This window comes from Geobacter pickeringii (assembly GCF_000817955.1).
Taxonomy (GTDB): domain Bacteria; phylum Desulfobacterota; class Desulfuromonadia; order Geobacterales; family Geobacteraceae; genus Geobacter; species Geobacter pickeringii.
In genome coordinates, this window is record NZ_CP009788.1 from 2,112,933 (window position 1) to 2,129,419 (window position 16,487).

13 protein-coding genes and 1 riboswitch are annotated in these 16,487 nt (G+C 60.8%); all 13 genes read right to left on the reverse strand.

The window, feature by feature from the left end; genetic code table 11:
* Positions 1–39: 39 nt before the first annotated feature.
* Positions 40–1,401 carry an MFS transporter gene (locus GPICK_RS09485; RefSeq protein ID WP_039742582.1) on the reverse strand — a complete coding sequence of 454 codons (1,362 nt, stop codon included), beginning with the start codon at positions 1,399–1,401 and terminating at the stop codon, positions 40–42.
* A gap of 323 nt (positions 1,402–1,724) precedes the next feature.
* The gene (locus GPICK_RS09490) at positions 1,725–3,074 is read right to left on the reverse strand and encodes a sigma-54-dependent transcriptional regulator (protein WP_039742584.1); all 1,350 of its coding nucleotides are present in this window, start codon (positions 3,072–3,074) and stop codon (positions 1,725–1,727) included.
* Complete coding sequence (locus GPICK_RS09495) at positions 3,071–4,900, reverse strand: sensor histidine kinase (RefSeq protein WP_039742586.1); 1,830 nt, start codon at positions 4,898–4,900, stop codon at positions 3,071–3,073. Before GPICK_RS09495 ends, GPICK_RS09490 begins: the two co-directional genes overlap by 4 nt.
* 22 nt (positions 4,901–4,922) lie before the next feature.
* A complete protein-coding gene (locus GPICK_RS09500; RefSeq protein ID WP_039742588.1) occupies positions 4,923–5,774 on the reverse strand; it encodes an amidohydrolase family protein in 852 nt (283 codons plus the stop codon).
* A gap of 151 nt (positions 5,775–5,925) precedes the next feature.
* Positions 5,926–7,269 carry a hypothetical protein gene (locus tag GPICK_RS09505; protein ID WP_039742590.1) on the reverse strand — a complete coding sequence of 448 codons (1,344 nt, stop codon included), beginning with the start codon at positions 7,267–7,269 and terminating at the stop codon, positions 5,926–5,928.
* A gap of 97 nt (positions 7,270–7,366) precedes the next feature.
* On the reverse strand, positions 7,367–7,690 hold the full coding sequence (locus GPICK_RS09510; protein WP_052263386.1) for a hypothetical protein: 324 nt from the start codon (positions 7,688–7,690) through the stop codon (positions 7,367–7,369).
* 274 nt (positions 7,691–7,964) lie between these two features.
* A complete protein-coding gene (locus GPICK_RS09515) occupies positions 7,965–8,735 on the reverse strand; it encodes a cyclohexa-1,5-dienecarbonyl-CoA hydratase (protein WP_039742592.1) in 771 nt (256 codons plus the stop codon).
* Between the two features lie 31 nt (positions 8,736–8,766).
* Entirely contained in the window at positions 8,767–9,840 is a 1,074-nt protein-coding gene (had, locus tag GPICK_RS09520) for a 6-hydroxycyclohex-1-ene-1-carbonyl-CoA dehydrogenase (RefSeq protein ID WP_039742593.1), read from the reverse strand.
* A 119-nt stretch (positions 9,841–9,959) separates the two neighbouring features.
* Positions 9,960–10,874 (reverse strand): electron transfer flavoprotein subunit alpha/FixB family protein, encoded by a 915-nt coding sequence (locus GPICK_RS09525; protein WP_039742595.1) that lies wholly within the window; start codon positions 10,872–10,874, stop codon positions 9,960–9,962.
* A gap of 10 nt (positions 10,875–10,884) precedes the next feature.
* Positions 10,885–11,661, reverse strand: coding sequence for an electron transfer flavoprotein subunit beta/FixA family protein (locus GPICK_RS09530; RefSeq protein WP_039742596.1), 777 nt, complete (start codon positions 11,659–11,661; stop codon positions 10,885–10,887).
* 282 nt (positions 11,662–11,943) lie between these two features.
* Positions 11,944–13,209 carry an amidohydrolase gene (locus GPICK_RS09535; protein WP_039742599.1) on the reverse strand — a complete coding sequence of 422 codons (1,266 nt, stop codon included), beginning with the start codon at positions 13,207–13,209 and terminating at the stop codon, positions 11,944–11,946.
* Between the two features lie 189 nt (positions 13,210–13,398).
* Complete coding sequence (locus GPICK_RS09540; protein ID WP_039742601.1) at positions 13,399–15,381, reverse strand: APC family permease; 1,983 nt, start codon at positions 15,379–15,381, stop codon at positions 13,399–13,401.
* A 75-nt stretch (positions 15,382–15,456) separates the two neighbouring features.
* Positions 15,457–15,615: riboswitch (cyclic di-AMP (ydaO/yuaA leader) on the reverse strand.
* 129 nt (positions 15,616–15,744) lie between these two features.
* On the reverse strand, positions 15,745–16,452 hold the full coding sequence (locus tag GPICK_RS09545) for a response regulator (protein WP_039742602.1): 708 nt from the start codon (positions 16,450–16,452) through the stop codon (positions 15,745–15,747).
* Between the last annotated feature and the right edge of the window lie 35 nt (positions 16,453–16,487).

Consider the following 16,487-nt stretch of genomic DNA (forward strand, 5'->3'; position numbering starts at 1 on the left):
GCGTTGCACTATCATCGAATCAGACAATACGTATCAAACTCAATCGACAGCCATACTCCCCGTCTCGGCGGCAAAGGGGAGATTCTCCTCCTCGGTGGGCGCATGCTCGGCGCTGCGTGAAACCATGATCATGGCCAGGGCGGCAACGGCGCCGGGAATCGCGAAGGCGAGGAAGTTGGAGGACAGTGGCAGATTCATGGCCTGGAGAGCCCCCCCCAGGATCGGGCCGGCGATGGCCCCGCTGCGCCCTACGCCGGACGCCCAGCCGATGCCGGTGGAACGGATTGCCAGGGGGTAGAACTGGGCCACAAAGGCGTAGAGGAGGATTTGCGTGCCGATGGTGGTCGCACCCGCCACCGCCACCAGCAGATAGAGGACAGGGGTGGGATTCTTGACGCCCAGGAGACTGATGGAAACGGCTGCGATGACGAAGAACACTATCAGCACGCGCTTCAGATGGAGACGGTCTCCCATCCAGGAGCCGCCGACCGCGCCAAAGATGGCGCCCAGGTTCAGAACCATGAGGAACGCGAGGCTGGAACCGAGTCCGTAACCGGCCTTGGTCATGAGCTTGGGCAGCCAGGAACCGAGGGCGTAGACCATGAGGAGGCACATGAAGAAGCAGACCCAGAACATCACCGTGCTCAGCGCCCGCCCTTCGGTAAAGAGCGACACCAGCGGAACGTGCCTGCCCTTGCCGTTCGGCATGTGGTACTGGTCATCCACCTGGGGCCTGAAGGTCGGCTCCACTTTGGCGAGGGCGGCAGCGGCCTTTTCGTCGCGTCCGGAACGGAGCAGGAAACCGATGGATTCAGGGAGGAAGTAGAGAATCGCCGGCAGCAGCAGGAGCGGTATGCCGGCCACGAAGAAGACCGATGACCAGCCGAACTTCGGAATCAGGTACATGCCGAGGCCGGCCGACAGCATGCCGCCGACGGAATAGCCGCTGAACATGATGCCGACCAGGGTGCTCCGCATCTTTTTCGGTGAATACTCGGTCATGAGCGCCACCACGTTCGGCATGACTCCGCCGATCCCCAGGCCGGCCAGGAAGCGGCAGATACCGAATTCCAAGGGATTAGTGGCGAAGGCATTGAGGAAGGTCATGCCGCTGAAGAGCACCAGACAGATGGCGATCATCCATTTGCGCCCGAAGCGGTCGGCCGCCGGGCCGAAGGTCATTGCCCCCACCATCATGCCGAACAGGGCATAGCTGCCGAGCGAGCCCGCCTGCAGCGGCGTCAGGTTCCACGTCTTCATCAGCACCGGCAGTACCACGCCGTAGATCACCAGATCATAACCGTCGAAGATTATGACCAGCGCACTCCAGAACAAGACCTGCAGGTGAAACCGGTTGAACTGGGCCTCGTCGATCAACTTGTGGACATCGACCTTTCTCATGCTTACCTCCTTGCTGTTTCAGTCTTAATGGGAGTTCGGGATATTCGCCCCGCTGGCGAACAGTGCCGGATTGCCTGAATTAAATAATGTTTTGCAATACCGCATCCAAAAGCCCAAAAAGATCAGTCCTCGACTCGCATAAAATTGCAACTTTCCGTATTTGTGTATTTATTTTTTATACACCCCCACTTTTGAGTAGATACACTGTTTTGAAATTAGACCTGCTCGGGCTTCACCGTGTAACGTTCTGAGCAGGCGTGTAAAAATATGATTGGGTGGGGTTCTTCAGAAGAGGGGTCTGAGGGCAACAGGGGGAGAGGAGGTCAGGGTCTGGACAAGACATCCAGACCGTACTCCCGGATGCGCCTGTCGAGGGTGGGACGCGAGACGCCGAGGATCGCCGTGGCCCGCTTCTTTTCATACCCGGTGAAGGAGAGGATGTTTTCGATATGCTCCCGCTCCACCTCTTCCAGAGACTTGATTATCAGGGGCATGCGGGCGCCGCCGGCACTTCCCTCCAGTTGCAGCGCTTCGGGAAGGAGGACATTGCCGGGCGAGAGGAGGACCGCCCGGCGCAGGGTGTTTTCCAGCTCTCGCACGTTGCCGGGCCAGGAATGGTCCAAGAGAAGATCCATGGTCTCCCGGGGGACGATTTCCACGGCCTTGCCCATTTCGTGGCGCATCTTTTCGAGCAGGAACCTCACGAGGAGGCGGAGGTCGTCCTTGCGCTCCCGCAGCGGCGGCAGGTCGATGCTGACCACCTTGAGGCGGTAATAGAGGTCCTGACGGAACTCGCCGCTGGCCACCAGCGCGGGGAGGCTCTTATTGGAGGCGGCAATGACCCGCACGTCGGCCTTGATGGTCTCGACGCCGCCGACCCGCTCGAATTCCCGCTCCTGGAGAAAGCGCAGGAGCTTCACCTGGATTTCGGGGCTCGTCTCGGAGATCTCGTCGAGGAAGAGGGTCCCCCCCTCGGCCAGCTCGAACTTGCCGGGCTTGACCCGGTAGGCGCCGGTGAAGGCCCCCTTTTCGTGTCCGAACAGCTCGCTTTCCAGGAGGGTCGGGGCCAGGGCGGAGCAGGCCACGGCGATGAAGGGGCGGTTGCGGAACCGGCTGTTGAAATGGAGGGCCCGGGCCACCATCTCCTTGCCGGTGCCGCTCTCGCCGTTGATGAGGACGGTGGCCCGGGAGTCGGCCACGGCGCCGATGGTCTTGTAGATCTCCTTCATGGCTCGGCTGCGCCCCACCATGATGTTCGGCTCGAAGGAGGGCTCGGGAGAGTCATTGAAGGCGACCCCCGTCTGGGAGATGTCACTCATCTCGAAGATCTTCTCGATGACCTCGTCGAGATGGTCGAGATCGAGGGGCTTCCCCAGGTGGTCGATGGCGCCGAGGCGGATCGCCTCGATGGCGGTCTGCATGTCATCGAAAGCCGTAATCATGATGATCGGCAGGGAGGGTTTCCGCTCCTTGATCCGGGTGAGCACCTCGAAACCGTCCATGCCGGACAGCCGCAGATCGAGGAGCATCAGGTCCACCTCACGGGAAAGGGCCAGATCCACCGCCTCGGGGCCGCCGGCGGCGGCAAGAACGTCATGGCCCGATTCGACAAGGTGCAGCTCCAGGGTCCGACGGATGGCCCGGTCGTCATCGGCGATCAGTATGGTTCTCATGGCCGGCCTTCTCCTTTATCGCCGGGTCCCCCGAGGGGAAGGGCCACAGTGAAGGTGGCGCCCCGGCCGGGCTCGCTCTCCACGGAGACCGATCCGCCGTGGCGCAGGACGATCGTCTGGAGGATCGACAGTCCCAATCCGCCCCCGGACGCCTTGGTGGTGAAAAACGGCTCGAAGAGCTGATCCAGCTTGTCCGGGGGAATCCCGCCGCCGGTGTCGCTCACCGTGAGCAGCGCCATCCCGTCCCTCCCCTGGCCGGTTATGGTAAGGAGCCGCTCGCCGGCCGGGGTCCCGTTCATGGCTTCACAGGCATTGAGCAGAAGATTCAGCAGCACCTGATGAATCTGCTCGGGGTCGCAGACGAGGGTCAGGGGCGAGGCGATACGGACCTCGACCTGGACCTGTTCCTCTTCGATTCGCTGCGCCATGAGCTGCATCAGGCGGTTCACAATGTCACCCACTTCCGCTGTCTGAAGGCGCAACGGGCGGGTACGGGCAAAATCCAGCACATCGTTCAGCAGGCGGTTGAGACGCCGGATTTCCTCCTCCACGATGGAGAAGTTCTCCCGGAGCGTGCCGGCCGGGGCGATTTTTTTCCGGATCATCTGCATGTTCATCTGGATGGCCGAGAGGGGGTTGCGGATCTCATGGGCCAGCCCCAGGGCCAGGTGTCCCACCGCGGCCACCTTCTTGGCCACCAGCAGCTCGTCGAAGGTGGATTCGAGCCGGGAATGGGCCTCGCTGAGGGCCCTTGTGTGATGGTTGACCTCGGCGGTGAGAATCCGGTTCCAGTTCATGAGAATCCCCATCAAGAGGGTTGCCCCCGCCAGCACCGTTACCAGGAGGGTGGTGGCGAAGGCCTCCTGCCGGTGCATGAACGTGGACAGCAGCTCGTCCACCTCCCGCTCGGGGGTGGAAATCCCCAGGGCCCAGAGGCGGTTCTCGATGCGGAACGGATAGTAGCTCCCCAGCTTCCGCACCGGCTGGTCGGGGATCTCCGCATCCAGGTAGTCGTACCAGCCGCTCCCCGGTTTTCCGTCTTCAATGGAGACGAGAAGCGCATGAAGGCGCAGCCACCGGGGAAGAAACGCCTCTGAGAAACTGCGTCCCGCAAGCCTGCCGCTCGGCGCAACGAGCATGGTCCTGCTGCTGATGTCGGCAAGCCAGGCGCGGCCGTGCCTGCCGACCCGGATCGGAAGGATGTGCTTGCTCGCCAGCTTCTCGAAATCGAGGACACAACTGGCCACCCCGAGGAATTCCCCACGGGGGCCGTATATCCCTTCCGCAACGATCAGCGCCTTGTACCCCCGACGCTTCCCCCCCTCCATGCGGGTGAAGGGGGAAAGATACATCTCCCCCGGCTTCCCCTTTTCCCGGGCCCACTTGATATAGTCGCGCCAGGCATAGCTCCGCCCGACCGTGTAGGGATCGGCCGGCTCTATGGCGATGGCGGTTCCGCTGCTGTCAAAGACCACAAGATCTACGACAGGAGTCGAGGCGAGGGAGCCGTAGATCTTTTTCAGACGGTCCCCGACCTCTTCGGCGCGCTGGCGGGTGACCTCCTTCCCTTCAAAGAGCGTCACCACCAGATCGAGGTTGCGATGGAACGTGGCAAACATCTCCTCCAGGGTGTGGGAAGCCAGTTCGGCCATGAGGGACTGTTGCCGGTTGTACTGCTCGAAGAAGCGCTCCCGCGCCTCGGCGCGAACGGCGTTCGTCGTGTGCCTGATCCAGAGGAAAGCTCCGAGGGCGGAGGCGACCACCAGGAGCAGCACGATCAGGAGTTTGAATGTGCGAATATTTGTTTCGCTGTATCGCCGTTTCATGGCCGCCCCGATGGAAATCAGGTCAGAGATTCAGCAGTCTTGCGGCATTCCCCCCCAGTATCTTTTTCACCCCCTCCGCCGGCAGCGGGAGCCGGGCGATGGCGTCCATGTTCCCCCGGATTGCACTCATTCCGGGCCAGTCGCTGCCGAAGATGACCTTGTCCGTGTTGCGCGCAAGTTCCGGGAAATAGGTCATCAGCTTCGAGGGGGGGAGTCCGGAAATCTCCATGTAGAGATTAGGGTGGAGTTTAGACAGGAAAAAGGCCCGGTCGTACCAGAATCCCCGCCCCGAATGGGCCATGACCAGGTTCAATGAAGGAAAATCGTTGGCCACGTCATCCAGATGGAGCGGATCGCCGTACTTGATCCGAGACCCCTTGAAGACCGACGAGCCGGTGTGGATGAGCACCGGAATCCCCAGTTCCTGGGCAGCCTGATAGAGGGGGTAGATCCTCGGCTCATTGAGGTAGAAATGCTGGTAGGAGGGATAGAGCTTAAGGCCGCGAAACCCTGCCGTTTCCACCAGACGGCGGAGTTCGCTCCCCAGGTCGGTGGAGAGATGGGGATTGATGCTGCAGAAGGGAATCAGCCTCGTTCTCCCCTTGCAGAAAGCCTCCACCTGCTCGTTGGTGCAGATGCCGGTGGTGACCGGGCACAATTCCGCCAGGATGCAGGCGTAATCGACCCCTTCGGCAGCCAGCAACTCCTCGAAGGCGCCGGGGTCGCGGTAACGCTCGATGTACACTTCATATTCCGCGGGGTCGGGATGGGACTGCCGTATCCACTCCGTCACCCAGGGTTTGTGACTGGTGTACTCCCCACAGTGAACGTGAAAATCGATTCGCAAGCCACTGTCTCGCATTTCATGGACCATTGTGTTTTCCCCCCTTCTTCCGATCTCTCTCAACCAAACAGGCAGCGTACCAATGAGGCTCTTGCAATAGTCTCCCCCCCCCCCGCAAGGGGGAGGGACTAATTACAACTTTTGCAAAAATTCAAATATTATAGTACCGTTTTACCATTTATCAGAAGAAATAATAGGCAGCGAAGCGTCCGATGTTCGCGGTGCCGGAATCCGCCAGTCCCGCAAGGATGCCGGTGCCGTTGGTGACGTTGCCGTACCGGGTATTGATATTCTGGTATTCGGCGGCGAACCGGACCGCGGCGTTCAGATCGTAGGTGACGTTGGCATAGATGGCCGAGTTGGATTTCTCGAAGTTGGAGATTCCGCTGTAGCTCGCATAGTCATAGGCATTCCTCCGACCATAGCCGGCGGTGATTCCCAGATCCTGGTTCGGATAGAAAATGAGCTGACCATAGATGCCATAACCCTTGGCGGCCGTCTTGCCGCCGGCCGGGCCGACCACGCTTGCTGCTGTGGCGCCGATGGCATACATGTTGGCCGCCATGTAGACCTGTCCCTCGAAGGAAGCGGTCATGGCCCTGTTTTTGCCATCCTTTGACGCCAGGAGCGGCACGAAGGTATAGAAGCCGTAACCCCAGCTATCCACCGATTTGCTGTTCCCGGCCACGTCCTGGTTGCCGTAGAGACCGAACACCCCCGCGATCAGCGAATTCATGGACATGCCGTAGTAGCCCGGCGCGACCCCCAGGACTTTGCTGACAAGCATTGCCTGGCCTGCCACGTTGACCTTCGCCCCCCAGGAATCGCCGCTTGCACCCTGGAGGTTGGAATCCTGAACCGGATTCTGGACGCCCAAGATCAGCCGCAGGGCGTTGCTGTCGTTCAGGTTCAGCCGGTGGGTGACCCTAACCTGCGGGACCCGCGGATTGTTCGGGGCTCCGGTCATGGCCGCCTGCCCGAAATCGACGGTTGAGGCCGTTGCCGGACCGAAGATGTCGTAGGCCTGCCCCAGCACCAGTTGGGTATTGGCCCAGTCCAGCGAAGCGTTGGCGAGGCGGAGCCGCATGGTGGCGGTCTCGTTGGAAGCGCCGCCTCCGCCATAGAAGTCGGTTTCGACGATGGCATTGGTCTTGGCGCCGAGGAAGGTGGGGCCGGCAACCTTCAGCCAGAGCCGGGACTGGCGGGCGGTGAAGATGGACTGATCCTCCTGGCCGGCAGGGGAACTGCTCTTGGGAATGCCCCGTTGGAGCGTACCCAGTGCGCCGTTGGACCCCAGGTTGACCGAGTTGTAGGCGTAATCGAGCTTGACGTAACCACCTATGGTTAGGTTGAATTTGCTGTAGACCGGCGAGGCCATCTTGCCGTAGATGCCGGGGGCCACTTCACAGTTTGGCTGAAAATCACAGTTATAGACCGGCGCGGTGGCCTGGGGGACCTCCTCGGCCAGAGCCGGAGCGGCCAGCAGCAAAACCGAGAAACCCGCCGTGAGTACCTTTTTCTTCATGTTCTCCTCCACACAATAAACAGTGAGCGATAGATCTTCCTGATCCGTTGCCGGCATGAAACGTTCGAGGCTCTCTTTCTCCGTGGTCCCCCTTTCGTTAGTCGATACCCGCCAGATCTGACTTCCTGGCGACTTCTCCCTCCCGGCGTTGATGTAGACCTTCTCGCGGTGAGACCGGAGCGGGCGTCCCCTTTCCGACCACCTCCTCGTACCCCTTCTTCAGCAACTGGCTCCCCCGGGGAACACCGCTCTCCACGTACCGCCGGGGCACCCAGATGGTGGGGGAGGCTGTGGGGGACATGGTGTATGCCGGGTTGTCTATCTCCACATACTCCTCCTGCGGTCCGGCGGCGGTCCGGGGACCGGCGCAGGCAGTGACGGTAAGCATGGCCACCAGGGCGAGATACCTGAAAGCTCCCATGTGAGGCTCCTTTCTCTATCAGAGACACCGCAAAATAACGTCGCTTTACAAACGACAAACGGTACTAATAAATCCCATTCACCGATTGTCGGCGGATGGGATCGTCTGTGAAAAAATCAGGGCAGACGTGGAGTCCTGCCCCTTGAATCACCAGTAAAAGGAGTTGCTGCGTGGTACGTCCCTACCTTTGCGTTGTCTCGACTTCCATGTGTGGGGGCGCTGCTTGGCGCGCCCCGATTGCGCGGAGCAAGCGCCGCCCCTGCCGTTTATACGGTTAGCGATCCTGCCAGGCTGCGGGCCGTTTGCCGAGGAAGGCATTGAGCCCTTCCACGGCGTCGTGGGTTGCCATCAGCTCTTCCAGGTACAGCTTTTCCACCGCGGCTATCTTCGCCTTGGTCCGCTCCAGGACGCCGATCCGCGCCGCGCGCACGGCAAACCGGAGGGAACTGGCGCTGAGCCCCGCAAGGTGCTCGTCGAAGTAGGCGACCGCCGCCTGCTCCGGATCTTCAGCCACCGCGGTGACCAGACCGAGGCGGAAGCCTTCTTCCGCCGTGATGCTGCGCCCCGAGAAGAGGAGATCCTCGGAAGCGGTCTTGCCGATCCGCTCCGGCAGCAGGCAGGAGGCCGCCGGGGCGAAGACGCCGATCTTGATCTCCGGCTGCCCCAGCATCGCACCCGGCGCGGCGAAAATCAGATTGCCCGCTGCCACCACTTCCAGGCCGCCGCCGAGGCACTGGCCGCGCACCGCAACCAGCAGAGGCACCGGGCATTCCAGCATCTGAATGACCAAGGCATGCAGGGATTGCAGCATGGCGGCGCAGGATTCGGGCATGTGCTCTTCAACGCTGGCGCCGAAGCTGAAGTGGGAGCCTTCCGCATCCAGCAGCACGGCCCGCAGTTTTGCACTGGGGAGATGCTCCGTGAGTGCCGCCTGCAGCGCCGCGATCATGGCGGCATCCACGATATTCGCTTTCGGACGGGCCAGCCGCAGACGAAGCAGCGTGCCGTCCTTTTCAAGCCATACTTTGAGAGGGCTCTCGCTCATGGTTGTCAATTCCTCCAGAAATAAGGATTAATTACTTGCCGGGAACCAGGATGGCCCGCCGGGTCAGTTTGTGGGCATGGGCCGCTTCAAAGATCTCGTTGATCTTCTCCAGGGGGTGCTTCTCGATGAACGGTGCCAGGGCGATCTTCTTGTCGAGAACCAGGTCCAGCGCCGCCGGATAGAGCTCGGTCAGGCAGCCCCAGTTCCCCAGGGCCCGGGCATGGAAGGCCATGAGGTTGGAGAGGCGCAGTTCGATCTTGTCCATGGTGAAGCCCACCACCGACAGGGTGGCGCCGAAGGTCAGCAGGCCGAATGCGGTATCCTGGCCGGGGACCGTCCCGGAGCATTCGAAGATCTTCCAGCAGGTTTGCGGCAATCCTTTTTCCTTGACGAAAGTCTGGATGGCTTTCTTCAGATCTTTCCCCTGCACCTGCCGGGCATTGATGGTGAGCGCGGCGCCATACTGGGCCATGGTGTCCAGCTTTGCTTGGTCCACATCGATGGCAACGACCGTGGCGCCGAAGGCGCTGGCGACCTGCACGGCATAGCTCCCTACCCCGCCGATACCGATGACGATAGCCAGGTCCCCCTTCTGAACTTCCGCCTGGACCACAGCCTGGTAGGGGGTGGTCACGGCATCGGCGACCACGGAGATGTCAGCCAGTTCAAAGCCGGCCGCGGCAAGTTTCTTTTCATCGACGGGACAGAGCCCCCGGGCGGGCACCTTGATGTGGGTGGCGAAGCCCCCCTGGATGTCGTTGCCCGGCATCTGCTGCGAGCGGCAGATGGTGCCGTGCCCCGAAAGGCAGAGATCACAGACCCCGCAGGGAATGACCGCCGGAATCAGCACGGCTTTCCCTTGCCACTCCTCCGCCCCCTTCCCCGCGGCGACCACCCTGCCGCTGATCTCGTGGCCGAGGGTCAACGGCAGGCCATGGTTGACGCGCACGCCATCGTAATAGAAGCCCAGGTCGGTATGGCATACCCCGCATCCGGCAACCTCAACCACCACTTCATTGTCAGACGGCGGTGTTGCGTCAAAGTCCGCCTTCACCATGGGCTCCCCCACGGCAGTCATTGTCCAGCGATGCGGTGCAGTGCTCATTGTCCTTCCTCCTCGTTCCATTTATTCGCAAAGAGTGCGCAAGAATCGTGCGGTTGCATTTTATACGTGCAACTTAGTACCTTTTTACTTGTTTATGGACCTAAAAAACCCGGCAACGCCTACTTCTGGAGCAGTGCCGTCAAGGCCGGTGCAAACTGCAGCACATCGGCAACCACCAACACGTCCGCCACCTCGCCGATGGGGGCATCCTTGTCCTTGTTGATGGCCACGATGAAATCGGACTTCTTCATCCCGGCGAGGTGCTGGATCGCACCGCTGATGCCGCACGCCACATAGAGTTTGGGACTGACCGTCTGTCCCGTGGTTCCCACCTGGTGGCTGTGCTCGACCCACCCGGCGTCCACCACCGGACGGCTTGCTCCCAGCTCGCCCCCCATGGCCTTGGCAAGGGCGGCGATGACCGGCACGTTTTCCTTCTTCCCCACCCCGCGGCCGGCGCTGACGATGATCTCGGCCCGGGTAAGATCCACATCCTTCTGCTCCGCCGGCTCATAGCCGACAAATTCCAGCGCCGAAGCGCCATCGGCAGGCTCGATCCGCTCCAGCTGCGGAGCCCCGGAAGCGGCAGCAGCACTGAAGGCCCCGGCCTGGATGGTGAGAACGGCTTTCCCCGACTTGGGGGTTACGGTGCGCCGGAGCTTGGCGTTGCAGACTCCCAATTCGAATTTGCCGTCAACGATGTCAATGATCTCCGAAATCTGGGCCGCCTTCAGGTTTGCGGCCACGCGGGGCGCAAGGTCCCAGCCATAGGAGGAATGGACGAAGACGATATAGTCCGGATTTTCCCGCTCAACCGCCGCCAGGACGATCTTCTTGTGGACATCGGGATTGTATTCGCCATATTTGCCGGCATCGGCCAGATAGACCGTGCCGTTGACCCTGGGAGCCTCGGCCTTGCTCCCGACCAGAACCATTGCCTTCTCGGCCCCCAGTTTGTCGGCAAAGGCAACCAGTTCGTAGCTTGTTTCGAGGAGCTTTCCTTCACGGTATTCGCATACAAGTAGCGCTTTCATCCATTGCCTCCTATCTCACTACTGCCGTTTTTTCTTTGAGGATGCCGAGGAGCTTGCCTGCAATTTCGTTCAGGTCCCCTTCCAGAACGATGCCCCCCCCTTTTCGGGCCGGAGGGTAGACGCTTGCCGTGGCAGCCAGGGCCTCTTCCTTCAGGACGTCCACCACCGGAATGGCCGCGATCTCCTTCTTCTTCGCCTTCATGATATTGGGAAGGGTCGGATAGCGGGGAACGTTGAGACCCAGCTGGCAGGTGACCAGCGCCGGCGTCTTGAGCTTCACCACGCCCTTGAGGCCCCCTTCAAGCTCCCGCTTGGCGGTGACGACTCCGTCGGCAAAGGAGAAGCCGACCAGGGTCGTGGCACAGGAATAGCCGAGCTGTTCCGCAACCGCCACCCCCACCTGGGCCGAGCCCCGGTCCTGGGACTGCATGCCGGTGAAGATCAGGTCGAACCCCTTGTCCTTGGCATACGCGGCAATGATCGACGCAATCTGCCAGGGGTCCTTGATGGACGCTGCCGGGTCCTGGACATGCACGCCCCGGTCCCCTCCCATGGCAAGGGCTTTTTTGAGCGCCTCTACAACCCTGTCAGGGCCGATCGAGAGGACGGTCACATCGGCGGCGTCACCCAGCTGTTCCCTGAGCTGCACGGCCTGCTCGACGGCATACTCGTCGTACTCATTCATCCTGAAGGCCAGATCTGCTTCGTCATACCAGTTTCCCGAGCTGTTTGCCTTGAACCTCGACTCCATGTCCGGAACCTGCTTGATACACACGAGTACTTTCATAGAAACCTCCACGATCTTTACTTATCCCCAACCCCGAAACCTTTGCCCACCCTGGTTCAGCAATACGCCGTCCCTAACAAAGATCTTCTCGATTTCATATTTTGGTATAACGGTACTGTTTTACCTTTTACATGTCAAGCAATAAATTTGACGGCCGACCTTGGCAGGTCAGAGACCTTTGGCCGGAGAGCCCTTTTTCCCAAACGACCGGAAATTACATGGTTAAACAGGTAATAGCAAAAACACCGAACAGATCCACCAATGCAACGCCGGCATGTTCCATCAGATTTCGTGTTCGCTGCAAAGCCAGACCGACGCGGCAGTCAGCATGGCCTGCAACCCTGTTTCCAACGTCGGGTGAATGACCGGCGCGAACCGGGGAGAGTGATTACTTGGGATCTTGTTGATCTGCTTCTCTTTTTTCGCTTGCGCGTATACCTCCGCGTCCGTGCCGCCGACGAACCAGAAGACATACGGCACCTGCCAGGTCCGCCCGAAGATGCTGAAGTCTTCGCTGGCCGACGCGGGCGCCGCCTCGTAAGTCATGTCGCCGAATTGCGCGTTGAAGGCTGCCGCCACCCGGCGGGTGGAAGCATCATCGTTTTCGGTGAGCGGGTAACTGCTGAGAGTGGTAAACTCGGGCGGTCGCCCGGCATTGGAGGCATCGCATTCGGCGCAGCAAATCCGCCTGATCGACGACAACATCTGCTCGCGCACGTCTTCGTCGTAGGTGCGCATGTTGAGCTTGATCACGGCTTCGTCGGGAATGATGTTCTCCTTGGTGCCCGCCTGAAGTGAGCCGATGGTCAGCACGGCATTGTCCAGGGGGGATATCTCCCGGGAGACGATGGTTTGCAGGCGCAGCACCGTGGCGGCTGCCATGACCACCGGGTCGATGGCGGTCTGCGGTTGCGAGCCATGGGAACCGCGGCCGAACAGCCTGACCTTCAGGCTATCTCCCGCTGAGAGGATGACCCCCGGGCGGTAGCTGACCGTACCGGCCGGCCCCACCATTACGTGCTGGCCGAGAATGATGTCCGGCTTGGGAAACCGTCCCTCACCCCAGTCATCAACCATGCTGGAGGCGCCACGTCCCACCTCCTCTCCCGGCTGGAACACGACCATGACGGTGCCATGCCAGACGTCGCGGTGCTCGGCAAGAATGCGCGCTGCACCCAGCAGCCAGGTTACGTGGAAATCGTGACCACAGGAGTGGGCCACGTCCACCTCGCGGCCATCCTCATCCTTGGTCTTTACGGTGCTGGCGTAGGGGAGATCGGTGTTTTCCGCCATGGGAAGCGCGTCCATGTCTGCGCGCAGCATCACCGTGGAACCCTGGCCATTGCGCAGCACCCCCACGACACCGGTAACGCCCACTCCACGTGTCACCTCGTAACCCAACGCCTCGATGTAGTCGGCTGCACACGTGGCGGTGCGGACCTCCTGCATTGACAGTTCCGGATGCTGGTGAAAGTCCCGGTAAATTGCTTCGAGTTCCGCCAGCAGCGTGTCGCCGTGGCCAGCCATGGCTTGGATGAGCGGGTTCATGGACAACCTCCAGACGCGGCGTGCTTTGCGCAGACCGCACTTCAGCCATTACTACGTGACTCTGCACATATTCGGGTCCATTTCAAGCCCTGCCCAGACGGCTGTCAAACAGTGCGGAGTGCCCGAAGGTCATCACGCATCGGAAGACAACGGGCAGAGAAAGTGCCTTGCAGTTTTCACGTTGGCATTTCAGACTCTTACCCGGATTGGCAGAATGACGGTGGTGAGCCCGTCCCACTGGAGGCGGCGCTGGATGGCGAAGGCGGTCTCGTTGTGGAGCATCTTGTGGTAGAACTTCTCCAGCCGGAAGGTGAGCTGGCCGGTAAAGACCGTGGAGCGGGGGAATTCCTGGCCCAATTCCCGGCAGATGGTGGTGGCCCCTTCCACCACGTCGGTCCCGACGGCCATCCGGTGCTCGGCGGCAAAGCCGAGCCGACGGGCCAGCTCAACATACCTCTTCAGGTTTTCTCGTACCGACTCCTCCAGTGCCGCCATCTCTTCGGCCCCCTTGAATGACCCCGAGTCGATCACTGCCACCGAGACGAAAATGAGATTTTTGTATGTCTTCGGGAAGGTGGTGACGATGGAGAGGAGGGTGTGGACCCCGAAGCCGCTGTACCCGGAGACGAGCTGGATGGCGGTCGGTTCGTTGCGGTTGACGGGATCGGTGTTCACCGGTCCGGAGGTGGGGAAGTCGAGGAGCGTTTCGTCCAGTTGGGCAATTCCCTTTCGCACCGTGACGTAGTGGCTCTTGATCAGGTAGCAGAACCCGATCACCAGCGACGTGATAAGCACGGTCATCCACCCCCCTTCCACGAATTTTTCGATGACCGTTATGACGAGGATGGTGACGCAGAGCAGCAGTCCCACCAGGTGGATGAAGACGTGGCGGAACCACTCGGGGTCTTCCCGGCGACGCTGGATGAAGAATTTTGACATACCCAGCTGTGACAACGAAAACGTCAAAAAGACGTTGATGGAATACATGACAATCATCGCCGAAACGGAACCCTTGGTGTAGATCAGGAGCGCAATGGCGGAAACACCCATCAGGACGATGCCGTTACGCATGGTGAGCCGTTCCGAGAGCGATGCGAAGCGGTGGGGAAACCAGGAATCCACCGCCATGTTGGCCATGACCCGCGGGCCATCCACAAAACCGGTCTGCACGGCCACCAGCAGCAGGGCCCCCTCGGAGAAGATGGTGATGAACGCCAGAGCCTTGCCCAAGGGCCAGTGGGCGAAGAGACCGTCGGCCAGCACCGCGTTGAGGGTTTTCCCTTCCACCGGCCTGACACCGACCAGGGAGTAGCAGAGAAAGAGCAGGCCGGCGGTAAAGGCCAGGGATGTTGCCAGATAGACCATGGTCCGCTTGCCGCTCTGGACGCGCGGCTCGCGCATGATCTGCATGCCGTTGGAGACCGCTTCGATACCGGTATAGGTCCCCCCCCCCAGTGAGTAGGCCCGTAAAAAAAGCATCACGATTCCCAGTCCACCGATGGTGGAGAGGTCGCGTCCGAAATTGTTGTGCACTTCGCTGGCCAGAGGCACAAAACGCTCGGTGTGTGCAAAGATGCCGTAAAGCAGCATCAGCAGATGGGTGGCGATGAAAACGATAAAAATCGGCGCCAGAAGGGCGATGGACTCCTTCACCCCCCTGATGTTGAGGATGATGAGCGCCACCAGCAGCAGACAGGCCACCGGAACCTTGTAATGATGTATCGACGTCGGTAGATAGCTGAAAACGGCATCCACACATGAGGCGACAGAGACGGTGATAGTCAGGATGTAGTCGACCAGCAGGGCGCTTCCGGAGACCACCCCCGCCTTCTCGCCGAGCATGTGGGTGGCGACGATGTAGCCGCCCCCCCCGTGGGGGAAGTGCTCGATAATCCGGGAGTAGGCGTACGAGATGATAAAGACGGTGAGGGCGGTCGCCAGACCGAGGAAGACCGCCAGGTAGGTGTGCTCCCCCAGAGCCCGGAACGCCTCTTCGGGACCGTAGGCCGATGACGAGAGGCCGTCGGCGCCGAGGCCGACCCAGGCGAGGATCGGGATAAGCGCCATCTTGTGGAAGAGGTGCGGGTCCCTGATCTGCTTCGGGGCGCCGAAGATGGCGTGGGAAACCCGTTGCAGCAGACGGTTGTCATTCGATGGGCTTGTTGACGGCATACATCCTCTCTTGTGACAGTAAGCCGGAAGACGAAAAAAGCCGCCGGCACACGACCGACGGCTTATCTCCGCTGTCACGGCCCTTTCATATGCCTACGAGGTTAGCTGACGGGCTCGGGCTTGAAAGTGCCCTATCTCCTGCCGCCGTGTCGAAACAGCGGTGAAGAATTCGCCCCACCTGATCGGGTCCCCCGCACCCGCCTGCCTTCGGGCGAGTCTCGGCTGCCTATTCAATTCGGGTAATCCTGCAATGGGGCCATTATGAAGCGATGGATATCAAGAAAGTGTCAAGACAAGGATAAATGGCATCAAGATTTTATCAAGATCCGATTCGAAGCGGGCACAAGGGGGGCGGTCAAGGGGTTACGAATCGGCGCGCAACCGGTAGCCCACCCCCGGTTCGGTCAGGATGTAACGGGGACGGGACGGGTCATCCTCCAGCTTGTGGCGCAGGTTGCTGATGTTCACCCGCAGCACGTGGGGCTGTTCGAGGTAGGCAACCCCCCATATCTGGCTGAGGATCTGGCGGTGAGTCAGCACTTTCCCCGCATGGGTTACCAGAAGACGCAGCAACTCGTACTCCGTCGGCGTCAGTTGTACCTCACTCCCCCCTGTCAGCACCCTGCGGCGGGATAAATCCACCTCCAGCCCGCCGACCCGATAAACCGGCTCGGGGGCCTGCTGCAAGGAACGGCGAAGCGCCACCCTGATGCGCGCCACGAGCTCCGTCACGCCGAACGGCTTGGTCAGGTAATCGTCCGCGCCGGCGTCCAGCGCCTCCACCTTGTCATCCTCCCGCTCCCGCACGGAAAGGACGATGATCGGTACCTGCGACCATTCACGGACCCGCCTGATCACCTCGATTCCATCTAGGTCGGGAAGCCCCAGGTCGAGGAGGATGACATCCGGCCGAACCGTTGCCGCCGCGGCCAGGGCCTCATGACCGCTCTCCGCATGGTGGAGGGAGAACTCCCCCGTTGAGAGGGCGGTCCGGAGGAACCGCTGAATCGCCGTCTCGTCATCAACCACGAGGATGCGCGGCAGATTGGCTCCGCTTTTTTCATTCGCCATTGCACAGCGTCCTTTCCATTCGTTCCTGATTTTCC